Annotated in this window: 22 protein-coding genes; 15 read left to right on the top strand and 7 right to left on the bottom strand. The window is 62.4% G+C overall.

The features are described from left to right. Window positions 1-53: 53 nt before the first annotated feature. From ABNW52_RS03555 to ABNW52_RS03545, 3 genes are all read right to left on the bottom strand, one after another. Window positions 54-992, bottom strand: a complete 939-nt coding sequence (locus tag ABNW52_RS03555) for a homoserine kinase (protein ID WP_349584108.1) — start codon at window positions 990-992, stop codon at window positions 54-56. An 8-nt stretch (window positions 993-1,000) separates the two neighbouring features. Further along, complete coding sequence (locus ABNW52_RS03550; RefSeq protein WP_349584105.1) at window positions 1,001-1,285, bottom strand: DUF2782 domain-containing protein; 285 nt, start codon at window positions 1,283-1,285, stop codon at window positions 1,001-1,003. A gap of 117 nt (window positions 1,286-1,402) precedes the next feature. Further along, window positions 1,403-2,131 (bottom strand): LOG family protein, encoded by a 729-nt coding sequence (locus tag ABNW52_RS03545; RefSeq protein ID WP_349584102.1) that lies wholly within the window; start codon window positions 2,129-2,131, stop codon window positions 1,403-1,405. Between the two features lie 71 nt (window positions 2,132-2,202). Here ABNW52_RS03545 and polA point away from each other — a divergent pair, with 71 nt between their 5' ends. After that, window positions 2,203-4,941, top strand: a complete 2,739-nt coding sequence (gene polA / locus ABNW52_RS03540) for a DNA polymerase I (protein WP_386106908.1) — start codon at window positions 2,203-2,205, stop codon at window positions 4,939-4,941. A gap of 150 nt (window positions 4,942-5,091) precedes the next feature. On the opposite strand, the gene ABNW52_RS03535 is transcribed toward polA, so the two are convergent. Beyond that, on the bottom strand, window positions 5,092-6,759 hold the full coding sequence (locus ABNW52_RS03535) for a diguanylate cyclase (RefSeq protein ID WP_349584096.1): 1,668 nt from the start codon (window positions 6,757-6,759) through the stop codon (window positions 5,092-5,094). 182 nt (window positions 6,760-6,941) lie between these two features. On the opposite strand from ABNW52_RS03535, the gene cysG reads away from it, so the two are divergent. The 14 genes from cysG (at window position 6,942) to ABNW52_RS03465 (ending at window position 21,510) form a co-directional block, all read left to right on the top strand. Continuing rightward, window positions 6,942-8,348, top strand: a complete 1,407-nt coding sequence (gene cysG / locus ABNW52_RS03530; protein WP_349584093.1) for a siroheme synthase CysG — start codon at window positions 6,942-6,944, stop codon at window positions 8,346-8,348. A gap of 57 nt (window positions 8,349-8,405) precedes the next feature. Further along, window positions 8,406-8,819, top strand: a complete 414-nt coding sequence (locus ABNW52_RS03525; RefSeq protein ID WP_349584090.1) for a PTS sugar transporter subunit IIA — start codon at window positions 8,406-8,408, stop codon at window positions 8,817-8,819. Then, entirely contained in the window at window positions 8,800-9,069 is a 270-nt protein-coding gene (locus ABNW52_RS03520; RefSeq protein WP_349584087.1) for an HPr family phosphocarrier protein, read from the top strand. The genes ABNW52_RS03525 and ABNW52_RS03520 overlap by 20 nt, the downstream gene beginning before the upstream one ends. Window positions 9,070-9,110: 41 nt before the next feature. Continuing rightward, window positions 9,111-10,850: a phosphoenolpyruvate--protein phosphotransferase gene (gene ptsP / locus ABNW52_RS03515; RefSeq protein WP_349584084.1), complete on the top strand. Its 1,740-nt coding sequence runs from the start codon at window positions 9,111-9,113 to the stop codon at window positions 10,848-10,850. A 17-nt stretch (window positions 10,851-10,867) separates the two neighbouring features. Further along, on the top strand, window positions 10,868-11,947 hold the full coding sequence (gene rfaQ / locus ABNW52_RS03510) for a putative lipopolysaccharide heptosyltransferase III (RefSeq protein ID WP_349584081.1): 1,080 nt from the start codon (window positions 10,868-10,870) through the stop codon (window positions 11,945-11,947). After that, on the top strand, window positions 11,944-13,083 hold the full coding sequence (locus ABNW52_RS03505; RefSeq protein WP_349584078.1) for a glycosyltransferase family 4 protein: 1,140 nt from the start codon (window positions 11,944-11,946) through the stop codon (window positions 13,081-13,083). Before rfaQ ends, ABNW52_RS03505 begins: the two co-directional genes overlap by 4 nt. Continuing rightward, entirely contained in the window at window positions 13,080-14,216 is a 1,137-nt protein-coding gene (locus tag ABNW52_RS03500; protein WP_349584075.1) for a glycosyltransferase family 9 protein, read from the top strand. The genes ABNW52_RS03505 and ABNW52_RS03500 overlap by 4 nt, the downstream gene beginning before the upstream one ends. Continuing rightward, complete coding sequence (locus ABNW52_RS03495) at window positions 14,209-15,489, top strand: O-antigen ligase family protein (protein WP_349584072.1); 1,281 nt, start codon at window positions 14,209-14,211, stop codon at window positions 15,487-15,489. The genes ABNW52_RS03500 and ABNW52_RS03495 overlap by 8 nt, the downstream gene beginning before the upstream one ends. After that, window positions 15,476-16,588 carry a glycosyltransferase family 4 protein gene (locus tag ABNW52_RS03490; RefSeq protein WP_349584069.1) on the top strand — a complete coding sequence of 371 codons (1,113 nt, stop codon included), beginning with the start codon at window positions 15,476-15,478 and terminating at the stop codon, window positions 16,586-16,588. Before ABNW52_RS03495 ends, ABNW52_RS03490 begins: the two co-directional genes overlap by 14 nt. A 12-nt stretch (window positions 16,589-16,600) precedes the next feature. After that, complete coding sequence (gene msbA / locus ABNW52_RS03485) at window positions 16,601-18,349, top strand: lipid A export permease/ATP-binding protein MsbA (RefSeq protein ID WP_349584066.1); 1,749 nt, start codon at window positions 16,601-16,603, stop codon at window positions 18,347-18,349. 1 nt (window position 18,350) lies between these two features. Beyond that, on the top strand, window positions 18,351-19,460 hold the full coding sequence (locus ABNW52_RS03480; RefSeq protein ID WP_349584063.1) for a glycosyltransferase family 4 protein: 1,110 nt from the start codon (window positions 18,351-18,353) through the stop codon (window positions 19,458-19,460). Beyond that, on the top strand, window positions 19,447-20,268 hold the full coding sequence (locus tag ABNW52_RS03475; RefSeq protein WP_349584060.1) for a polysaccharide deacetylase family protein: 822 nt from the start codon (window positions 19,447-19,449) through the stop codon (window positions 20,266-20,268). Before ABNW52_RS03480 ends, ABNW52_RS03475 begins: the two co-directional genes overlap by 14 nt. A gap of 289 nt (window positions 20,269-20,557) precedes the next feature. Next, window positions 20,558-21,094, top strand: coding sequence for a GspH/FimT family pseudopilin (locus ABNW52_RS03470; RefSeq protein ID WP_349584057.1), 537 nt, complete (start codon window positions 20,558-20,560; stop codon window positions 21,092-21,094). Then, window positions 21,091-21,510, top strand: coding sequence for a hypothetical protein (locus ABNW52_RS03465; RefSeq protein WP_349584054.1), 420 nt, complete (start codon window positions 21,091-21,093; stop codon window positions 21,508-21,510). The genes ABNW52_RS03470 and ABNW52_RS03465 overlap by 4 nt, the downstream gene beginning before the upstream one ends. On the opposite strand, the gene ABNW52_RS03460 is transcribed toward ABNW52_RS03465, so the two are convergent. From ABNW52_RS03460 to aroK, 3 genes are all read right to left on the bottom strand, one after another. Then, window positions 21,511-21,888: a type IV pilus assembly protein FimV gene (locus ABNW52_RS03460; RefSeq protein WP_349584050.1), complete on the bottom strand. Its 378-nt coding sequence runs from the start codon at window positions 21,886-21,888 to the stop codon at window positions 21,511-21,513. A gap of 82 nt (window positions 21,889-21,970) precedes the next feature. After that, window positions 21,971-23,059, bottom strand: a complete 1,089-nt coding sequence (gene aroB, locus ABNW52_RS03455) for a 3-dehydroquinate synthase (protein ID WP_349584047.1) — start codon at window positions 23,057-23,059, stop codon at window positions 21,971-21,973. A gap of 1 nt (window position 23,060) precedes the next feature. Next, window positions 23,061-23,594: a shikimate kinase AroK gene (aroK, locus tag ABNW52_RS03450; RefSeq protein WP_349585028.1), complete on the bottom strand. Its 534-nt coding sequence runs from the start codon at window positions 23,592-23,594 to the stop codon at window positions 23,061-23,063. Between the last annotated feature and the right edge of the window lie 33 nt (window positions 23,595-23,627).

Below are 23,627 nucleotides of genomic sequence, written 5' to 3'. Positions count from 1 at the left end.
ACTTTGTTAACACGCGCAGCGCGTCGAGGCGGGCCGTTGCGGCAAGCGGCGGCTTACAGCCAGAACTGCTGGCGCTGGCGGTGCGTCTGCAGCAGGCGGCCGAACACGCCCGGGTCCTTGGTAAAGGTCAGCTCGCCGCTGGCCGGGCGGTAGAAGTCCAGCAGGCGCGAGGTCCAGAAACGCAGCGCCGCGGCGCGCAGCATCAGCGGCCAGGCCTGGATCTCGGCGGCGGTGAGCGGCCGCACCGACTGGTAGCCGGCCAAGAGCGCCGTGGCCAGCGCATCGTCAATACTGCCGTCGTCCAGCCGCGCCCAGTCGTTCAGCGCGATGGCCACGTCGTACAGCAGGATGTCGTTGCAGGCGTAGTAGAAGTCGATGAAACCGGCGATCTTGTCGCCATCCATCAGCACGTTGTCTTTGAACAGGTCGGCGTGGATCACCCCGTGTGGCAGGTCGTCGAAGCGGTGCTGATCCTGGAACGCGATCTCGGCACGCAGCAGTTCGGCTTCGTCCGCCGGCATGTGCGGGTACAGCTCGGTGGCGGTGCGGCTCCACCACGCCGGGCCGCGCGGGTTGACCATGCGCAGCGGGAAGGTATTACCGGCCAGGTGCATCTGCGCCAGCATCTCGCCCACGGCGAAGCACTGCGCGGCATTGGGCTGGCTGACATCATGACCGGACAGGCAGCTGACCAGGCAGGCCGGCTTGCCGGCCAGCAGCGAGGCAAAGTTGTCGGTGTGGTCGGCAATCGGCGCCGGGCAGGCCACGCCGTGGCGCGACAGATGGCTTTTCAGCTTGAGGAAGTACGGCAGCTCGTTAAGCGCCAGCACTTCGAACAGTGTCAGCACATAGCGGCCATGCGTGGTGGTGACAAAGTAGTTGGTGTTGGTGATGCCGGCGGCGATGCCCTTCAGCTCGACCAGTTCGCCCAGCGCATAACGCTGCAGCCAGGCACGCATCTCGTCCTGGCTGACGGTGGTGTAAACGGACATGCGTGCTCCTAGAACGTCAGCAGCGGCCAGCTGGGCGTCAGCGTCGGGCGCTGGGTGCTGCCGGTGTTCTGCTGCTTCAGGCCGTGGTCCTCATCCAGCAGCATGTAGCTGGGCGCGCCATCCGGGTTGACCTTGATCTGGTACACCTGACCGTTGCGACGGTATTCCTCCACCGTGCTGTTGCCGTGGTCGGTAACTTGCCGTTCCGGCTCAACGGCGGCCGGCGCCGGGGCTGGCGCTGCGTGCGCCGCGAACGTGGCCAGCAGCAAGCTGGCCAGCAAAATGCGTTGCATGAGGGTTTCCTTGTCCTGGATTCTGGATGGGGCGAACGGCTTGGCGGCCATTTCTGTCCCGCCGATTCTAACATTGCCGCGCCAGCCACAGGCGGCGGGCTGCGCCGCCGCTAAGGCTTAGAGGTTCAGCAGCTGCTCGCGTTCTTCCGGCAGCGCTTCGAAACCGCGGGTTTCGTAGAAGCGGAAGATGGTTTCCACGATTTCCTGCGGCTCGTCGATCAACTGCAGCAGGTTGATGTCCTCCGGGTTGATCATGCCTTCGCCGATCAGCCGTTCGCGCACCCAGTCGAACAGCCCGCCCCAGAATGCCTGGCCGCACAGGATGATGGGCATCTTGCGGCTCTTGCCGGTCTGGATCAGCGTCAGCGCCTCGAACATCTCGTCCAGGGTGCCGAAGCCGCCGGGCATCACCACATAGGCCAGCGCGTGCTTCACAAACATCACCTTGCGGCTGAAAAAGTGGTCAAACTTCAGGCTCAGGTCCTGGTACTCGTTGGGGCGCTGCTCGTGCGGCAGCACGATGTTGAGGCCCACCGACGGACTCTTGCCGTAGAAGGCGCCCTTGTTGGCCGCTTCCATGATGCCCGGTCCGCCGCCGGAGATCACCGAGAAGCCGGCATCGGAAAGCAGGCGGGCAATGTGTTCGGTCTGCTTATAATACGGATGGTCGCGCGGGGTGCGGGCGCTGCCGAAAATGCTGACGGCGGGGGTGACCTGCTGCAGCTCCTCCGCCGATTCCACGAATTCCGACAGGATTTTCATCACGTGCCAGGCTTCGCGGGCCCGGAAACGTTGCATCATCGCGTAGCGGTCGCTGGTTTGCGGCAATTTATCGGACAAGCTCATTTTTTATCGCCTTTATGAAAACGTTGTTATTGATTGACGGCTCTTCTTATTTGTACCGCGCCTTTCACGCGATGCCCGACTTGCGCTCGCCGCAGGGCGAGCCGACCGGGGCGATCTACGGCATGGTCAACATGCTGGCCAGGCTGAGTAAGGAAGTACGGTTCGATTATAGTGCCTGCATATTCGACGCCAAAGGCAAGACCTTCCGCGACGAGCTGTATCCCGAGTACAAGGCCAATCGTCCTTCCATGCCTACCGACCTGGCGGCGCAGATCGCCACCGTGCACGAAGTGGTGCGCGCCAGCGGCTGGCCGCTGCTGATGGTGGACGGGGTGGAGGCGGACGACGTGATCGGCACTCTGGCGCGCACCGCCGCCGCCGCCGGCATGCAGGTGATCATCTCCACCGGCGACAAGGACATGGCGCAGCTGGTGACGCCGCAGGTATCGCTGGTCAACACCATGACCAACGAAAACCTGGACGAGGCCGGGGTGAAGGAAAAATTCGGCGTGCCGCCGAACCGCATCATCGACTACCTGACGCTGATCGGCGACAAGGTGGACAACGTGCCGGGCGTCGACAAGTGCGGCCCCAAGACCGCGGTGAAATGGCTGGAGGAATACGACAGCCTGGACGGCGTGATCGCGCATGCGGCCAACGTGGGCGGCAAGGTCGGCGACAACCTGCGCGCGGCGCTGGAATGGCTGCCCAAAGGGCGCGAGCTGATCACCATCAAGTGCGACGTGGATCTGGCCGCCGAACTGCCGGCGGGGCTGGACAGCCTGCTGCATGGCACGCGCCAGCTGCCGCGGCTGGCCGAGCTGTTCAGCGACTGCGGTTTCCGCACCTTCCTGCGCGAAGTGCAGCAGGCGATGGGGGGCACCGAGGTGGCGGCAGAGACGCCGCCAGTGCAGTCGGCCAGTAGCAGCGATCTGTTCGGGGCAACGACTGACCTGTTTGGCGACGCGCCGGTGGCCACCCCTGCCGCGCCGGCCGCCTCGCTGGCTCGTCACTACGACACCATCCTCACCGACGCGCAGCTGGACGACTGGCTGCAGCAGCTGACCGCCGCCGATATCGTGTCGCTGGATACCGAAACCACCAGCCTGGACCCGCTGCAGGCGCGCATCGTCGGCCTGAGCTTTGCCATCGAGCCCGGTCACGCCGCCTACCTGCCACTGGCGCACCGCGGCCCGGATGCGCCGCAGCAGCTGGAGCGCGACGCCACGCTGGCCAAACTCAAGCCGTGGCTGGAAGACGCCGGCAAGAAAAAGCTGGGGCAGAACCTGAAGTATGACCGCCACGTGCTGGCCAATCACGGCATCACCTTGCGCGGCGTGGCCGACGATACCCTGCTGGCGTCCTACGTGATCGAAAGCCACCTGCGCCACAATATGGACGATCTGGCGCGCCGCCACCTGGATGAAACCACCGTCAGCTACGAAGAGATCTGCGGCAAGGGCGCCAAGCAGATCGGTTTTGACGAAGTGGCGGTGGAGGTGGCGGCCAACTATGCCGCCGAGGACGCCGACATCACTCTGCGCCTGAACCGGCACTTTGCGCCGCTGCTCAGCGGCAAGCTGCTCAGCGTGTACCGCGACATCGAGCTGCCGGTGGCCGAGGTGCTGTTCAAGATGGAGCGTAACGGCGTGCTGATCGACCGCGACATCCTGGCAGCGCAGAGCCACCAGCTGGGCAGCGAGATGCTGCGTCTGGAGCAGGAGTCCTACGCACTGGCCGGTCAGCCGTTCAACCTCAATTCGCCCAAGCAGCTACAGGAAATCCTGTTCGGCAAGCTGGGCATCCCCACCAAGGGCGTGCGCAAGACCGCCAGCGGCGGTTTTTCCACCGACGAGGAAGTGCTGGAAAAACTGGCACTGGATTTCCCGCTGCCCAAGCTGATCCTGCAGTACCGCGGTCTGGCCAAGCTGAAGTCCACCTACACCGACAAACTGCCGACGCTGATCAATCCGCATACCGGCCGCGTGCACACCAACTACGCGCAGGCGGTAGCGATTACCGGCCGCCTGGCCAGCAACGATCCCAACCTGCAGAACATCCCGGTGCGCACCGTAGAGGGTCGCCGCGTGCGCGAGGCGTTCGTGGCGCCGGCCGGGCACGTGATTGTCAGCGCCGACTACTCGCAGATCGAGCTGCGCATCATGGCGCACCTGTCCGGTGATGCCGGCATGTTGGCCGCCTTTGCCAGCGGCGAGGACATTCACAAGGCCACCGCCGCCGAGGTGTTCGGTGTGCCGCTGGCCGAGGTCAGCAACGACCAGCGCCGCGCCGCCAAGGCCATCAACTTCGGCCTGATCTATGGCATGGGCAAGTACGGGCTGGCATCGCAGCTGGGCATCAGCAACGACGCGGCGCAGCAGTACATCGACAGCTACTTCCGCAAGTACCCGGGGGTGGCCGACTACATGCAGCGCACCCGTGCCGACGCCGCCGAGCAGGGCTACGTGGAAACCGTGTTCGGCCGCCGGTTGTACCTGCCGGAAATCCGCGCCGCCAATCAGGCGCGCCGCGCCGGCGCCGAGCGTGCGGCGATCAATGCGCCGATGCAGGGCACCGCTGCCGACCTGATCAAGCTGGCGATGCTGGCGGTGCAGGGCTGGCTGGAGGCGGAACAGCTACAAAGCAAGCTGATCATGCAGGTACACGATGAACTGGTGCTGGAAGTGGCCGAGGCCGAGCTGGCACTGGTGCGTGAGCGCCTGCCGCAGCTGATGGCCGGCGCGGCGGCGCTGAAAGTGCCGCTGCTGGCGGAAGTCGGCGTGGGACCAAGCTGGGAGGCGGCGCACTAGCGCAGCACCCGCGCCTGGCGCAATGCACATGCGGCCAACCTTTACCGGGTTGGCCGCTTTTTTTGTGTGTGGCTGGCGTGCTGCCGCGAGCAAGATCCCGGCTGGTGTTGCCTTGTCGTCTCCGCGGTGTGCTGCCTGCCCAAGCGCCGCCTAGTCGTTGCCGGCCACGCACACGCGATTGCGGCCCTCGTGCTTGGCCTGGTACAGCGCCTTGTCCGACTGGCGGATCATGTCGCCCAGCGTCATCACCGTGCCATCCAGGCTGCACAGGCCGACGCTGACGGTCACCTCGATGGTGTTGCCATTGCTGCTCATGCTGCAGCTGGCCACCGCCTTGCACACCCGCTGGGCGGCAATATGGGCTTCTTCCTCGCTGGCGCCGATCAGCAGCGCGGCGAACTCCTCGCCGCCCATGCGGCAGACCAGGTCGCTGTTGCGCAGGCCGTCGCACAGCAGGCGCGCAAAGTGCGTCAGCACATCGTCGCCGGCCTCGTGGCCGAAACGGTCATTGATGGCCTTGAAGTGGTCCAGGTCCAGCATCAGCAGGCTGAGCGGCTTGCCCTGCTGGCGGGCATCGTGGAACGCCTTGCCGGCCAGTTCCATGAAGTGGCGGCGGTTGATCAGCCCGGTGAGCGCATCCTGGGTGGCCAGTTGGAACAGCTGGCTGGCGCGTTGCTCCTGCTGGATGGCGATGGCCATCAGGTGCGAGGTGCGCTGGATGATGTCCAGCGTCAGCGGGTCCGGCTGGCGCGGCTCGGCAAAGTAGGTGGCAAAGGTGCCCAGCAGCTGGCCATCGTGCGCCATGATGGGGTGCGACCAGCAGGCGCGCAGCGGGAACGGGCGCACCAGTTCGGTGTACGGCGCCCACAGCGGGTCGGTGTTGATGTCGCTGACGATGACTGTCTGGCTGCGCGCGGCGGCGGTGCCGCAGGAGCCAACACCTTCACCGATGGCAATGCCGTCGATCAGTGCCTTGTAATCCTCTGGCAGTCCGGGACCAGCGGCTACGCGCAGGTGTCGGCCATCCGGCTGCAGCTGCATGATGGAACTCATCGCGCCGCTGATCTGGTTGTCCATCATGCGGCAGGTCCAGTCCATTACCTCCGGCAGCGGGCGGTCGTTGGCCAGCATTTCCAGCAGCCGGTTCTCGTCCGCCTGCCACAGGCGATTGGCGTGCTGTTCGGTGATGTCGCGCTCAATGCACAGCAGGCTCTGGATGGCGCCGCTGTCGTCGGTTTCCGGCAGCAGTCGCGCCTCGAATACCAGGTGGCGCTCCGGGCGGCTGATTTCGGTTTCGAAGGTGTAGGGTTGGCCGCTGCTTAGTACCTGACGGGCGGCATGGTGCATGGCGTCGCACATATTGGGCGGCAGGCCGCGATCATCGATGCCGAGGCCGATGTGATACAGCGGCGGCAGCGGTGAACGGCTGGCCAGCGCGCTGTTGACGTACAGGCACACCAGATTGGTGTCGTAACGGCTGATGATGTCCGGCGAGTTTTCCACCAGGGTGCGGAACGCCTGGCGGTCTTCACGCACGCTCAGCAGCAGGCCGTGCGCCAGCGGGGTGAGCAGCCAGTCCAGCAGCATGCCGTGGTGGAAGTGCTGCAGCGACCAGCTTTGCGGCGCTTGTTGCAGCTGTTGCAGCACCGGCGGCGGCAGTACGTTGGCTGGCAGCGGCTGCCCGACGGCCAGCGGCGGGCTTTGCAGCAGCAGTTCAAAACGTGGAGAAACCAGCTGGATCCGTAATTGCGCATCCAGCAGCAAATAACCGCCGGGCAGGGCGGTGAGAATGGTTTCCAGGGTTCCAGAATCCGGCACGATCTGTTCCGTTTGCGTGTGCATCGACAGGTTGGGCAGCGCCCGACGGGATAGGTAGCGTGATTGTAGTCATTCTGGCTAGAAAAGACGCGGCAAAAATCCATCGTTCGGGCCCGGCTGCCGCGGTCGCCAAGCCGCAGCCGAGCGGGTATCCTCGACAGGATTACTGATGGGAGCCGCTTGTGGAGTACTTTCCGATCTTTCTGCGCCTGCAGGACGAACCCTGTTTGCTGGTGGGCGGGGGCGAGGTGGCCGTGCGCAAGGCGCGGCTATTATTGTCGGCCGGTGCGCGGCTGACGGTGGTGTCGCCGGCGCTGGTGGCCGAGCTGGCCGCCATGGCCGCCAGCGGCGAGATTCGCCACCTGCCACGCGAAGCGCTGGCCGCGGATGTCAGCGGCTACCGCCTGGTGGTGGCCGCCACCGACAATCGCGAGGTGAACCGCATGGTGTCGCAGGCGGCACAGGCGCAGGGCATCCCGGCCAATGTGGTGGACGACCCGGAGCTGTCCAGCTACATCACCCCGGCCATCATCGACCGCTCGCCGCTGGTGATCGCGGTATCCACCGGCGGTGGCGTACCGGTGCTGGCACGGCTGATCCGCGCGCGGCTGGAAAGCCTGATCCCGGCCGGTTTCGGCAACCTGGCGCGTTTCGCCAGCCGCTTCCGCGAGCAGGTCAAGGCGCGCTTCGGCAACGTGGAGCAGCGGCGTGCGTTCTGGGAGTCGGTGCTGGAAGGGCCGCTGGCCGAGCAGGTGATGAACGGGAACGAAGCCGCCGCCGAGGCCGAGATGCTTGCCAGGTTGGCCGCAACGGATACGCCGCCATCCGGTGCGGTGTACCTGGTGGGTGCCGGCCCGGGCAATCCGGATTTGCTCACCTTCCGCGCGCTGCGGCTGATGCAGCAGGCCGACGTGGTGCTGTACGACAATCTGGTGGCCGAGCCGCTGCTGGAGCTGGTACGCCGCGATGCCGAGCGCATCTTTGTCGGCAAGCAGCGCGCCAATCACTCGCTACCGCAGGAAGACATCAACAGCCTGATGGTGCGCCTGGCCAGTGAGGGCAAGCGCGTGCTGCGGCTGAAAGGCGGCGATCCGTTTACCTTCGGTCGCGGTGGCGAGGAAATCGAAGCGCTGGCGGCCGAGGGCATCCCGTTCGAGGTGGTGCCGGGCATTACCTCGGCCAGCGGTGCCGCCGCCTATGCCGGCATTCCACTGACCCATCGTGACCATGCCCAGTCGGTGACATTTGTTACAGGTCACAAACAGGACGGTAGCATAGCGCTAGACTGGCCGGCGCTGACCCGCGAGCAGCAGACCGTGGTGGTATACATGGGATTGACCATGGCGGCGGAACTCTGTGCCGAGTTTATCCGTCATGGTAAGGCAGCCACTACCCCAGCGGCAGTGGTGGAACGTGCCACCACCCTGCAGCAGCGCACGGTTGTGGGTACACTGGAAACCTTGCCTGGCTTGATCCAGGCGCATAGTATCAGTTCGCCCGCGTTGATTATCGTGGGCGACGTGGTGGCGCTATCGCCGCGGCTGGGCTGGTTCCGCCGTGCCGAAACAGCGCCGGGGGCGGCGGGCTGACCGCCATGCCGGCCGCTTGCGGCCAACTTGACCGGCACAGGCCGGAGTAAACGAAACATGGTTGGTGTACTGATCATCTCACATGGCAATCTCGGGCACAGCCTGGCCGATTGCGCGCGGCATGTCCTTGGCCGCGTGCCGGACAATCTGGCCGTGATGGCCGTGGAAAAACACGAAGACCCGGAACAGAAGTTCCACGAAGCCAGCGCGCTGGTCGCCACGCTGCAGCAGGGCGATGGCGTGCTGCTGCTCACCGATATGGTGGGCGGCACGCCGGCCAACATCACCTGGCGGCTGGTAGAAGCCGGCCAAGTGGAGGCAGTGGCCGGCATCAACCTGCCGATGCTGGTGCGCGCGCTGTGCTACAGCAGCCAGCCGCTGGAAGTGGTGGTAGGCAAGGCTATTACCGGCGGGCTGGAAGGGGTCTACTACATGCTGCCAGAGGGGAAAGATGCAAAAGCAACAGATTGAGATCATCAACAAGCTGGGCCTGCATGCACGGGCATCCAGCAAGTTCACCCAGACCGCCAGCCGCTTCCGCGCCGAGGTGTGGATCGCGCGCAACGGCCGCCGCGTCAACGGCAAGAGCATCATGGGCGTGATGATGCTGGCCGCCGCCAAGGGCGCGCTGGTGGACCTGGAAACCAATGGCGAAGACGAAGATGCCGCCATGGCGGCACTGGTGGAGTTGATCAACAACCGCTTCGACGAAGCGGAATAAGCCGCCGGCACAACGATAACAACAGGGCGAGGGAGCGAACAATGAGCATCATCTTGCACGGCGTGCCCATCGGTGGCGGTATCGCCATTGGCCGGGCGCACTTGTTGACGCAGAGCATGGATGACGTGGTGCATCTGGTGCTGGACGACGACGAGATCCCCGCCGAGCAGGCTCGCTTCGACCTTGCCGTACGCGACACCCGCAAGCAGCTGGAGCTGCTGTGGGGCACCATACCCGAGAACGCGCCGGCCGAGCTGGGCGCGTTCTTGTCATTGCACATCATGCTGTTGTCCGACCCCACCATTTCGCGCGAACCGCGCGAGCTGGTGGAAAGCCAGCGCTGCAACGCCGAATGGGCGCTGAAACTGCAGTGCGACACACTGGTGGCGCAGTTTGAAGCCATCGAAGACGACTACCTGCGCGAGCGCAAGCACGACGTGCTGCAGGTGATCGAACGCATTTTCAAGAACCTGGGCGGCCACAGCACCGAGCTGCAGATCGCCGAGGATCTGGACGAAGATACCATTCTGGTGGCGCATGATCTTTCCCCCGCCGACATGGTGTACTTCAAGGATGCCTGCGTGGCAGCCTTCGTCACCGATGTCGGCGGCGCCACCAGCCACACCGCCATTCTCGGCCGCAGCCTGGATCTGCCGTCGGTGATCGCCTTGCACCACGCCCGCGAACTGGTGCGGGAAGAAGAGATGATCATCGTCGATGGCCAGCAGGGCGTGCTGGTGATCGATCCGCCGGCATCGGTGCTGGCTGAGTACCGCCGTCGCCAGCGCAACTGGGTGGAGGCGCGGCGCAAGCTGTCCAGCATCCGCAAGACCGACGCCATCACTCGCGACGGCACGCCCATCGAACTGTTGGCCAACATCGAACTGCCGCAGGATGCGGCCAACGTGCTGGAGTCCGGCGCGGTGGGGGTGGGGCTGTTCCGCAGCGAATTCCTGTTCCTCGGGCGCGACAGCCTGCCGTCAGAGGACGAACAGTACGAAGCCTACCGCGCGGTGGCCGAAGCCACGCGCGGCGCGCCGGTGACGGTGCGCACCATGGATCTGGGGGCCGACAAGAACCCGCGCTGGCTGGGGCACGGCAGCGCGGAAAACCCGGCGCTGGGCCTGACCGGCATCCGCCTGTGCCTGGCAGAGCCGCTGATGTTCCGCGCCCAGCTGCGTGCGCTGCTGCGCGCTTCGCACCACGGCAAGATCCGCATTTTGTTCCCGATGATCAATGGCCTCTCCGAGCTGAAACAGGCATTGTCGCAGCTGGAATATGCCAAGCACGAGCTGCGCGAAGAGGCGCAGCCGTTTGCCGCGGAAGTGGAAGTCGGCGCCATGATCGAGATTCCGTCGGCGGCGCTGGTGGTGGGCAGCCTGCTCAAGCACGTGGACTTCCTGTCCATCGGTACCAACGACCTGATCCAGTACACGCTGGCCATCGACCGCAACGACGATTCGGTCAGCCATCTGTACGACCCGGTGCATCCGGCGGTGCTCAAGCTGATCTCGCACACCATCAAGACAGCCACCAAGGCCGGCAAGCCGGTGTCGGTATGCGGTGAAATGGCCGGCGATGCGCGCCTGACGCGTCTGCTGCTGGGCATGGGGCTGCGCCGCTTCTCCATGCACCCGGCCAACCTGCTGCAAGTGAAGCAGAATGTCCTTAACAGCCACCTCGACGAGCTCGGCCCGCAGGCCAGCCGTATCCTGCGCAGTGAAGACCCTGATAGAATCGCCGATCTTCTGCAACAACTGAATGCTGGGCCGGGCGCCTGACCCGGCTTTTTTCTTTTATGCTCAAGGACGCCATCGATTTGTCCGCCGTGCGGCGCGTGCTGGTTATCAAGCTGCGCCACCACGGCGATGTACTGCTGAGCTCGCCGCTGCTGACGGTGCTGAAAAAGCACGCGCCGCATGCCGAGATCGACGCGCTGGTGTATCACGACACCCGCGACATGCTGTCCGGCCATCCGGCGCTGAGCGAGCTGTTCACCATCGACCGCCAGTGGAAAAAACTGGGGCCGCTGGGACAGCTGCGCGCCGAGTGGCAGCTGCTGTCGCGCTTGCGCGCGCGCGGCTACGACCTGGTGATCCACCTCACCGAGCATAAACGCGGCGCCTGGTTGTCGCGCCTGCTGGCGCCACGCTGGTCGGTGGCGCCCGGCGGCGATCACGGCAAGTTCTTCAAGCGTAGCTTTACCCATCGTTACCCGGTGATTGGCGGTAATCGTCGCCATACCGTGGAAATCCATCTGGATGCACTGCGTCGGCTGGGGATTTATCCGGCTGCCGACGAGCGGCGTCTGCAACTCGCCATTCCGCAGCCGGCGCGCGAAGTGGTGCGCGCCAAGCTGGCGGCCAACGGCGTGACTGGCCGCTATGTGCTGATCCACCCGACTTCACGCTGGCTGTTCAAGACCTGGCCGGTGGCACGCATGGCGGCGCTGATCGATGCGCTGAGCGCACGCGGCGACACCGTGGTGCTGTCGGCGGCGCCGGATGCCGCCGAGCTGGCGATGCTGGCCGACATCCAGTCGCGGTTGATGCGCCCGGTGGCCAGCCTGGCCGGCGAATTGAACCTGAAACAGTTGGCCGCATTGATCGACGATGCCACGCTGTTCGTCGGCATGGACTCGGTGCCGATGCACATGGCAGCGGCGCTGCAGACACCGTGCGTGGCGCTGTTCGGGCCGTCCGGTGACATCGAATGGGGGCCGTGGCAGGTGCCGCACCGGCTGCTGACCACCAATATGAGCTGCCGCCCCTGCGGGCGCGACGGCTGTGGTGGTGGCAAGCGCAGCGAGTGCCTGGAACACATCGACGAGCAGCAGGTATTGGCGGCCATCGCGCAATTGCAGCAGGAGCAGCCATGAAAAAACTCGCCATCGTGCGACAGAAATACAATCCGGCCGGCGGTGCCGAGCGCATTGTCAGCGCCATCTTGCAGCAGCTGCGCGGCCGGCCGGACATCGACGCCTACCTGATCAACCGCAAGTGGCAGCCGATGGAAGGCATCAAGGGGGTGTCGGTCAATCCGTTCTACCTGGGCAACGTCTGGCGCGACCGCAGCTTCGCCCGCGCGGCGAAGGCGCGCTGGCAGCAGGACGGTGCCGACCTGGTGCAATCGCACGAGCGCATTCCCGGCTGCCATATCTACCGCGCCGACGACGGCGTGCACCGCGCCTGGCTGGCTTCGCGCCGTGGCGTGAAGGGGCCGCTGGGCATGCTCGGCATGCTGCTCAACCCCTACCATCATTACATGTTGGCCGCAGAACGCGGCATGTACCAATCGCCGGCGCTCAAGGGCGTGATCTGTATTTCGCAGATGGTGAAAAACGACATCGTTGCGCACTACGGCGTGGCGGCGGACAAGTGCCACGTGATCCTCAACGGTATCGACACCGCCTTCTTCAATCCGCAGGACGCACGCGCCAGCCGCGACAGCCTGCGCCGTGAACTGGGCATTCCGCCGCAGGCGCCGGTGCTGGTGTATGTCGGCTCCGGCTTCGAGCGCAAGGGCGTGGCGCAGGCGCTGCAGGCCATCAGCCAGCAGCCGGAGGTATGGCTGGTGGTGGTGGGCGGCGACAAGAAGCTGCGTCGCTATCAGCAACTGGCGACGCAGCTGGGCGTGGCGGAGCGGGTGCGCTTCACCGGCGCGCAGTCCAATGTGCGCGCCTACTACGGCATGGCCGACGGTTTTATCCTGCCGGCGCTATACGAGCCGTTCGGGCTGGTGGTGAGCGAGGCGATGGCCTGCGGTCTGCCGGTGCTGGTCAGCACCCGTGTCGGTGCCGCCGAGCTGGTGGAGCCGGGCCGCACTGGCTGGGTGACGGCGCCACAGGACGATGCCGGCTGGCGCCAGGCGGTAACCAACTGGCTGGCGGCGCGGGAACGTTGGCCGCAGATGGGGGCGGCTGGGCGCCAGCGGGTTGCCGGCCTGACCGAGAAACAGATGGTGGACGGCATGATCGCGCTGTACGAGCGCTGGCTTGCCGGTGGGGCGGCATGAAGAACAGCCGCGTTCCCGGTCGCCTGCTGATCTTTGCGCTGCTGCTGCCACGGTTGCTGTTCGGCTGGCTGCGCCGCAAGCCGGCTGCGGCCAACGTTCAGCGCATCGTGGTGCTGCACCAGTTCCTGCTCGGCGATGCCTTGATGGCCACCAGCCTGCTGGCCAAGCTGCGCCAGCAGTATCCGGCGGCAGAAATCCTGCTGGCCTGCCCGCCGTTGCAGACCGGATTGTACGCGGCCCGACCCTACGGCGTGCAGACGCTGCCGTGGATGCCCCGCGATTTTTCTTCCATCTGGCGGCTATGCACGCTGGGGCGGGTGGACTGGGTGCTGCTGATGGGCGAGAACCGGCTGTCTTTCCTGGGGCGGGCGATGGGCGCGCGCTGGGTCAGCGGTTTTGCCGGCGAAACACCGGCCTACAAGAACTGGCTGCTGGACGAGGCGGTGCCGTATGCGGATACGCCGGAAGCCTGGACCGACACCGCCGCACGACTGGTGGACGGGCCAGAACCGGCGCGCTTCGCGCTGAGCGATTGGCCATTGCCGTCAGCCACGTTACCGGATCTGCCGGCTCGCTTCGTGCTGCTGCACGTGGGCGCCAGCTCCGCTACCCGCTACTGGCCGGCGGACAGCTGGGCTGCGCTGGCGCGACAGCTGCGGGCACAGGGGCTGGGCATCGTCTGGTCCTGCGGCCCGGGTGAGCAGCATTTGCTGCCCACTGCCGGCATCGCGCCGGATGATACGGTGTTGGCCGGTACACTGAGCCTGCCGCAGCTGCGGCTGGTGATGGCGCGGGCACTGGTGAACGTGTGTCCGGATACCGGTGTGGCACACCTGGCCAAGACCACCGGCCAGCCGCTGGTGATGCTGTTCGGCCCCGGCGCCGAGATCCTGTTCGGGCCCGGTCGCTTCTTCGCCGGCTCGCCGTTCGCCGGCGTGGGGCCGGCCTGGTTTCCGTGCCGCAACCAGCGCACCATCCACCACCGCGAGGTGGCGTGGGCACTGCGCTGCGGCCGCCGCCTCGGTGATGCACCGCCGGCGTGCCGCCGCCCTCTGTGCATGGAGTCGATTCAAGTTGTCGATGTAATAAATACGTTGGTGAGACTATTGTCCTTGAAAGAAAATTATGAATAATTATGAGAAATTGGAAAAAATTTCAAGCGGTTTTTTATTGCTTGTTGTTGCTTTTTTCTTTGCAACGGCAATGAGTGTTAAGGGTGGGGCAAATTTATCGGTATTTTTACTGTTCTTGATTTCTTTTTTTTATTTGAAAAAACAAAAAATAAAAGAGCAGGTTTCTATTTTTCTTGTTCTGGCATTGCCTTTTTTTTTGAGTTTGACGCAGTTGTTGCTAGGCTATGATATCCCCATTAATGCGCTAGATTCTCCATTGCGCATGGCACTGGCTGCATTTGGGGTATTTTCCTTGGTGTGGGTTCGTACGGATGATCTGCTGAAATCAGTTGCATTGGTTGTTGTCGGTGTTTTAGGAGTGGCTGTCTGGGCATACTTGAGTACCCACTACAGCCATTTTGCTTGGGGACTTAATGGGCAAAGTGGGCAAAGGGCATGGAATGGCTTCAGTAATCCTATCCCATTTGGTGTGCTCTCTGTTATGTTGGGTTTTGTTGCAGTACTCCTTCCTCTCGAAAGTCTGGGGGTAAATTCAAATTTCTCTATTGTTATTAAATTGGTTTCTCTAAGTTGTGGATTGTTTTCTGGTTATCTTTCTGTTTCACGATCCATAATTTTGGTTGTGCCATTTTTGATGCTTATTGTTGCTTTTTATTATTTTCAAAATAGTTTTAAAAAAGCGATTTTGTGTTTGGTTTTGATGATGATAGGGACTTCTTCCGCAATAATGTTTTCGCAGAGTTTCATGAAAACAAGAATTGAAGCAGGAATTCGTGAGTTTGCCACTATAAATAAAAACATGAACAATGCTGTGGGGCTGCGTGTCGAGATGTGGCGTGTTGCCGGAGAAATCATTGAGGATAACTTTTTATTTGGGATTGGTAAGTCAGGTTATCATCAAAAAATTAATGAAATGATTATCGATGGAGATGCTTCACCTTTTATCAAAAAAGCGCCTCACCCGCATAATGAATTGCTGACGATGGGTGTGGAGATGGGAATTTTTGGGATCATTGCTGGTGGGCTTCTCTATTTTTTCCCACTATGGTTTTTCATTGCGGCCTTGCGTCAGCAGGATGAGGTCAAGCGCTTCGCCGGAGCAGCAGGTGCCACCGTCTGTGTAACTTTTTTTATTGCTGGGCTAATAGATTCGTACTTCTGGATTGTCTCATTGACCTCTGTTTATGCAGTCTGTGTGACTGTTTTTTTTGCGATGCTGCTGGCCAGAAAAAGGGAATTAACGTCGGCTAGCGCATGTTTTGAGGAGAAGTAAGATTCTTATCTTTACCGAATCTTCGCGCAACGTCGGTGGGCAGGAGCTGCAGCTGATGCAGCAGATGGCGGCCATGCAGGCGCAGGGCATTGCCTGCACCCTGGTGTGTCCGCCGGGCGGCAAGGTGGATGCGGTGGCGCGCGCACGCGGCCTCGCGGTGGAAAACGTTGCCTTCCGCAACAGCCTGCACCTGCCCAGCATTCTCACCCTGGCGGCGCTGCTGCGCCGTACGCGGGCCGGCATGGTGATCTGCCACAGCGGGCACGATGCCAATAACGCCGCGGTGGCGGCGCGGCTGGTACGGCCACGGCCGTTCGTGCTGCGCTCGCGCACCTATCTGGCCGGGCGGGTGAAGCCGCTGCCGTACAATGTGCTGGCCGACGCCACCATGGTGCCCAGCCACTATCTGCGCAACGCCTTGCTGGAAAACCCGGCGATCCGCGCCGAACGCATCCACGTGGTGTACCCGGGCATCGACTTCGCCGGCATCGACCAGCGCAGCCACGAAGCCTTGCCCAGCCACGTTGCCGACTGGCTGGCGGCGGGGCAGGGCCCGCTACTGCTGCACGTGGCGATGCTGCGTGGCGAGAAGGGCCACCTGCTGATGCTGGAGGTACTGGCGCAGCTGCGGCAACGTTGGCCGCAACTGCGTTACTTGATAGCCGGTGACGGCGATGCCCGCGCCGCCATCGAGGCACGCATCGCCGAGCTGGGGTTGCAGCGGCAGGTGTTGCTGGCAGGATCGGTAATGCCGGCCAGCTGTTTGTTCCGCCATGCTGAGCTGCTGGTGATGCCGTCCACCTACGAGCCGTTGGGCATGTCGCAGATCGAGGCGCTGGCGCTTGGCGTGCCGGTGGTGGCCAGTCACACCGGCGGCATCCCGGAAACCGTGATTAACGGGCGTACCGGCATGCTGGTGGCGCCGGGCGATGTCGACGCTTGGGTCGCGGCCATCGACCAGGCGCTGTCGGCGCCGCAGGCCATGCGCGAGCTGGCGCAACAGGGGGCACAGGGCGTGCGCGCCCGTTTTTCCGTGGAACATAATCTGCAGCAGATCCTGGCGCTGCAGGCCGATTTTGCCCGCCGTCAGGCGCGTTAAAAGAGAGTGAAATTGCATAATTCGAATCGAAGCAGCCTGCAGATCTATCTGCGGTTGCTGCAGTACCTGAAACCATACTGGAAGGTGTTCACGCTGTCGCTGGTGTCGATGACCGTCGCCGCGCTGACCGAGCCCTTCTTCGCGCGGCTGATGAAGCCGCTGATCGACGGTGGCTTCGTCAACCGTGACCGTTCCGCCATAGTGTGGGTGCCGCTGGCCATCATCGGCGTGTTCGCGGTGCGCGGCATCACCTCCTTCATCAACGAATACAGCTCCAGCTGGCTAACCGGGCACCTGGTGCAGAAGCTGCGCGAAGAGATGTTCGCCAAGATGCTGCGCCTGCCGATCCGCTACTACGACGACAATCAGTCCGGCCGCCTGGTGTCGCGCATTTCCTATGACGTGAACCAGGTCACCGAGGCCGGTTTCAACGTCATCACCGTGACGGTGAAAGACGGCATCACCGCGCTGAGCCTGCTGGGCTGGCTGCTGTACCTGGACTGGCAGCTGACGCTGATCTGCCTGGTGGTGATGCCGGTGGTGACTGTGTCGATGCGCAAGGTGGGCAAGCGCCTGCGCGGCCTGTCGGTGCAGAACCAGCAGAATATGGCGCAGCTGACCCAGGTGCTGAGCGAGAGCATCGATGGACAGCGCGTGGTGAAGATCTACGATGGTTATGCACTGGAGCAGAACCGCTTCAATGATGCAGCCATGTCGCTGCGCCGCAACCAGGTGAAGCAGAGCGCCGCCAGCTCGGCCAATACCGGCGTCACCCAGCTGGTGATTGCCTGTGCGCTGGCCGCCATTCTGTATTTCGCCACCCTGCGTGCGCAGCACGACAGCTTCACCGCCGGCGATTTCATGTCCTTCCTCACCGCGATGATGCTGCTGTTCGCACCGGTGAAGCGGGTGACCGGCGTGGCGCAGGCCATGCAACGCGGCCTGGCCGCCGCCGACAGCATCTTCACTTTCCTGGACGAGCCGGAAGAAGTGGACGAGGGTAAGCAGGCGTTGCCGCACACCCGTGGCCGGTTGCAGTTCCAGGAGGTTAGCTTCAGCTACCCGGGCGCGGAGCGCGATGCGCTGTCCGGCCTCAGCTTTGAGGTGCAGCCGGGCGAGACCGTGGCGCTGGTGGGTTCCTCAGGTAGCGGCAAGACCACGCTGGCCAGCCTGGTGTCGCGTTTTTATCAGCCCAGCGGCGGGCAGATCCTGCTGGACGGCATACCGCTGTCCGATATCCGGCTGGGTGACCTGCGCCGCCACATTGCGCTGGTGAGCCAGGAGGTGGTGCTGTTCAACGATAGCGTTGCCGCCAACATCGCCTACGGTGCGATGCGTGACATCGACCGCGATAGCATCGTCGAGGCAGCGCGTGCGGCCAACGCGCTGGAGTTCATCGAGGCGCTGCCGGAAGGCTTTGACACCGTGATCGGCGAGAATGGCGCCAAGTTGTCCGGCGGCCAGCGCCAGCGGCTGGCCATTGCCCGTGCGCTGCTGAAGAACGCACCGATCCTGATTCTGGACGAGGCCACCAGCGCGTTGGACACCCAGTCCGAGCGCCTGGTGCAAAGCGCGCTGGAAAACCTGATGAAAAACCGCAGCACGCTGGTGATTGCCCACCGCCTGTCCACCATCGAGCACGCCGACCGCATCGTGGTGATGCACCAGGGGCGGATCAAGGAAATCGGCAACCACCAGGCTCTGCTGGCACAGGACGGCATGTACGCTCGCCTGCACCAGTTGCAGTTCAAGGAAAACTGATATGGCAGACAAACTGCTGACCATTCTGCATACCGAATCGTCCGTTGGCTGGGGCGGCCAGGAGCACCGCACCTTCAAGGAAATGGTGGGCCTGAAGAAGCTGGGCCACCGCATCCTGCTGCTGACCCGTGCCGGCGCAAGGTTGGCCGCACGCGCCCGCGAGGCCGGTATCGAAACCTTCGAAATCCCGATCTACAACGCCTTCGACATGCGCGCCATGTGGCGCATCTACCGGCTGATCAAGGCGCAGCGCGTGGATGTGGTCAATACCCACAGCGGCCACGACAGCATCCTCGGCGGCCTGGCCGGGCGACTGGCCGGCATCAAGGTTGTGCGCACCCGCCACCTGGCGCTGCCGATCACCTCCAAGCTCACCTACTCGGTGCTGCCGCATCACGTGGTGTCGGTCAGCAACTTCGTACGCAGCTACCTGATTGATGCCGGCATCCCCGACGAACGGGTGTCCACCGTGTATACCGGCGTGGATCCGGAGCAGCTGAAAGTGGACGGCGAGCCGTCGTTGCGCCATGAGCTGGGCCTGCCTGATAGCGCCAAGCTGGTACTGACCGTGGCCATCATGCGCACCGAGAAGGGCCACCGCCTCACCATCCAGGCGGCGCCGCGTATTCTGGCGGCCTGCCCGGATACCTACTTCATCTTCGCCGGCGATGGCCCGCTGTTCGACGAACTCAAGGGCCAGGTGGCCGCCGCCGGGCTGGCGGATCGCATCCTGTTCCTTGGCCTGCGCCGCGATATCGCCAACGTGCTGGCCTCCTGCGACCTGTTCCTGCTGCCGACCGAACAAGAGGCGCTGGGCACTGCCTTCATCGAGGCCATGGCCATGGGGCTGCCGGTGATCGGTACCAATGTCGACGGTGTGCCAGAGGTGGTGCACGACAATGTGAACGGCCTGCTGATCAAACCCAGTGACCCGCAAAGTCTGGGTGATGCGGTGATCCGCCTGTTGTCCGACGACGCCTTGCGTCAGCAGATGGCGGCCAACAGCCGCGAGCTGGTGGCAGCGCAATTCTATGTCGACGTGATGTCGCGCAATATGCAAACGCTGCTGCACAAGGTGGTGGCACAAGGGGGCGAGCATGGCGCGCGCTGAGGCGGTACCGGTGCTGATGTATCACCACGTCAGCCCCAATCCGGGGCTGGTAACGGTGTCGCCGGAAACCTTCGATGCGCACATGAACTGGCTGGCACGCAACGGCTGGCATGCGCTGCGCGCCGACGAATTTGCCAGTTTTCTCGTCGGCAAGCCGGTGCCGAAAAAAAGCGTGCTGATCACCTTCGATGATGGCTATCTGGATAACTGGGTGTATGCGCACCCGGTGTTGCAACGCTACGGGCTGACATCATTGTTGTTTACCATTTCCGGCTGGATCGGCGATGGTGGCGTGCGCGCGGTGGCCGGGCAGGGCCAGCCGCTGCCGGCAACGCCGGACCACAATGGTTGCAAGCAGGCGGTGGCCGACGGCCGTACCGATCAGGTGATGATGCGCTGGAGCGAGATTGAGGCGGCACGCGCCGCCGGCACTTTCGAGTTCCACAGCCACACTCACAGCCATGCGCGCTGGGACAAGCTGTGTGCCAGCCGCGAGGAAAAGCGCGACCGGCTGGCTGCCGATCTGGCGGCATCGCGCAACACATTGCAGCAGCGGCTGGGAGCGGTTAGCGACCATCTATGTTGGCCGCAGGGTTACTTCGATGATGACTACCGCGAAGTGGCGCGCGCGGCGGGCTTCCGTCACTTCTACACCGTGGACAAGCACATCAACACCACCGACACCGATCGCGAGCTGATCGGCCGCATCGTCACCAAGGATAGGCGTGACAGTTGGTTGGCACAGCGCATGTGGATTTACCGCCGCCCCCGACTTGGGGCGCTGTATCTGGCCCTGCGGGGCAAATAAAGCACGGGGCGGCAGCCCCGTTTTTTATTGCGCCCGGTGTTGTGGGCATGTACCGCTGCGTAGCGTGATTGCGGCCAACCTTGCGGACCGCTGAATACCTGTCTGGCGTAGTTGCCATCCGGCCCGGTGCGCTTGGGAAATTGGCACAACAATTGTTGCCTCCAAGCAGACAACTCTTGTTCTATTTCAAGCAATTGTCATTTTTCGGTGTTGCCTGTCGTCGTAGGCTTGCCTCTATCTGACGGCCTTGCTAAATGTAAATGTCATTTGCATTTTTCGGGGGTGAGTCATGCTGCGACAACAGGCATTTACGCTGATCGAAATGCTGGTAACACTAGCATTACTGGCCGTTGTTACCGCATTTGTTGTTGCCGACTTGGGCAGAACGATGCGCCTGAGGCATTACAGCTCGGTATTGAACGAGATGGTGGGCAACTTCGCGCTGGCTCGTTCCGAGGCCAGAATGCGGCGGTTGCCGGTACATGCGTGCGCGGTCAACTTGAAAAGCAACTTGGATGTGCAAGGCTGCCAGCCGCAGACGACGACTCCGGCGCCCTATCGCTGGGAAGAAGGGTTGATGATTTTCTATGACAAGGTTGGCGGCCGCAGCGGGGTGTACGATTCCAAGGAGCAGCTGGCGATTACCGCAATCGAACCCGGGCTGCACCTGATGCTGACAACATCGCAACGACTCCTTACTTTTAATCCTGATGGCATGATGAAGTCCAGCCAAGTGGTGTTCGAGTTTGCAGTACCACAAGATGGCTGGTGTCAGCGACTGATTATCTTTAGGACTGGTATTAGTCGGCAGGGTGATTGCGGATGAAAGTGCATGGCTTCAGCTTGCTTGAGCTTTGCGTGTGCCTGTTGCTGGCAAGTATTGTGCTGCGCTGGGGTATCACTAGCTATCAGGAACATATGCAGCAGCAGGGCTTGCAGGCGGCGACCGTGTTATTAAAACAGGATGCGGCGTATATGGCGGAGTATTACGCGCGCTATCAACGCTATAAACAGACGGCATCCAGTTGGCCGGTATTGCCGCACACACGCTATCCCGAGTCCGGCGCAGCGCAGTACGACATCGCTTTTGGCAGCGTGGCGCGGAATACCGACAATGGTTACTACGTGCTGCGTGCCGTCGATGTCGCAGATCGGCTGCGCTATGTGGAGTTGACCCAGACGGGGATTTTGAAATATTGCCAGAGTGCAGACGGCATTAGCATGTGCCGTCTGCAGCCCTAGTCAATGGCAACGGAACAGCGGGTGATACGGCGCCAGTTCCCGCCCTTCTGCGGCCACAATATGCCATACCGGCAGATGGGCAAGTTGGGGTTGTAGCTGTTGAGCTAGATCGATATAGGACTGCACGTCTAGCAGATAGGCGTGTGTTTGCAGCAGCAGCAGCTGGGCAGACAGATTGTCTGGCTCCACTTGCACGGTATAGAGCAGCACCCGCAGCGCTTCCTTGCGTTTGCCGTAGGAGAGAAACACCTCGGCCTCGGCTACCGGATCAATGCCCCGTTCTTGCGGCGGTACAAAGGTGCGGCCAACCTTGAACAGTTGTACAAGGCGGTTAATTCCCTGCGACTTACTCAGTTTGGAGATCAGCTGTTTGCACATGGTCGGCTCCCGGATGTTGTCAGGAGATTGTCCGGCTTGTACTTGTTTGTCGCAATTCGTAGAAATGCGTATTTATTGGCAATTATGCCTTTTCAATAAATCGGCCACTCAGCACTTGCTGTAGCACGTTTTGCGGCAGGGGAGCCACGTGTGCTTGCCCCAGCGACTGCAGCAGAACAAAACGAATTTCGCCATTGCTTACTTTTTTGTCATGGCTCATCAGTTCAAGCCAAGTATCCACGCCGAGGTCCGGGCTGATGGTCGGCAGTCCCGCCTGTTCCAGAATGGTTTTGACGCGTTGTACATCGGCTTCGCTTAACTGGCCCTGCAGGCGTGACGCTTCGGCTGCTAGCAGCATGCCGGCACCGACGGCCTCTCCATGGAGCCAGGTACCAAAGCCCAGGCCGGCTTCAATGGCATGGCCGAAGGTATGACCCAGGTTCAACAGCGCGCGGACGCCATGCTCCTTCTCATCCTGCGACACGATGTCGGCTTTCATCGCACAGGACGTCTGGACCGCATACGACAGCGCCTGCTTGTCCTTGGCGCGTAGCGCTGCCATGTTCTGCTCCAGCCAGCCGAGGAACTCGATATTGCCCAGCAGGCCATACTTGATCACTTCGGCAAGGCCGGCAGACAACTCGCGCTGCGGCAGGGAGTCCAGTAGATCCATGTCGGCAATCACGACCTTGGGTTGATAGAACGCGCCGATCATGTTCTTGCCCAGCGGGTGATTGATGGCAGTTTTGCCGCCTACTGACGAGTCCACTTGCGCCAGCAAGGTGGTCGGAATCTGGATGAATGGGGCGCCGCGTTGATAGCAGGCAGCCGCAAAACCGACCATGTCGCCGATAACGCCACCGCCCAAGGCGATGAGGGTGGTGTTGCGTTCACAGCGGTGCTGTAGCAATGCATCGAAAATCTGGTTAAGCGTTTCCCAGGTTTTAAAGTCTTCACCATCGGGCAGGACGATAGGAATAACGCTGATCCCATGGGTTTCCAGCGCCTGACGCAGGTTGGCAAGATACAGTGGCGCTACGGTGGTGTTACTGATCAGGGCGACCTTCTTATGCTTGATATGCGGTAGTAGCAGATCGGCCCTGCCGAGCAGCTGTTGCCCGATGTGAATAGGGTAGCGGGTATCAGGCAGGGTCAGATCAAGCGTAATCATGTCAGGGTTGTTGAGTGAGCAGGCGTTGTTCGAGGCGCTGTACCAGGGTATTGACGTTCTGGCAGCTGGTGTCCATTACCACGTCGGCGATTTCCATGTAGAGCGGGTCGCGTTGTTGGTAAAGCTGTTCGAGTTTGGCGCGAGGATTGGCGGTTTGCAGCAGTGGCCGGCTTTTATCGTGCTTGGTGCGGGCCAGAATGTCATCAATCTGGGCACGCAGATAAATCACGGTGCCATGGGATGCCAGTACCTGGCGGTTTTCCGGTGCCAGAATGGCGCCGCCACCGGTTGCGAGCACGATGTCCTGCATCTGGCACAGTTCGGCGATGATTTGTTTTTCGCGAGCGCGAAAGCTCTCTTCGCCTTCTATGTCGAAGATGGTCGTGATTTTAACGCCGGTACGGCGCTCGATTTCGTGGTCGGAGTCGTAAAAGGTCTTGCCGGTGTGGCGCGCAAGGGTGCGGCCAACCGTCGTTTTGCCGGCACCCATCAGCCCGACCAGAAAAAAATTGCCTGCCAGTTCCATGGCAGGCATTGTATCGGATTGCATTACAGCGTGTCTGTGCTA

It is taken from the genome of Vogesella oryzagri (assembly GCF_040148885.1).
Lineage (GTDB): Bacteria > Pseudomonadota > Gammaproteobacteria > Burkholderiales > Chromobacteriaceae > Vogesella > Vogesella oryzagri.
The sequence above is the reverse complement of the archived record's forward strand: the minus strand, read 5'-3'. Positions and strand labels throughout refer to the sequence as shown.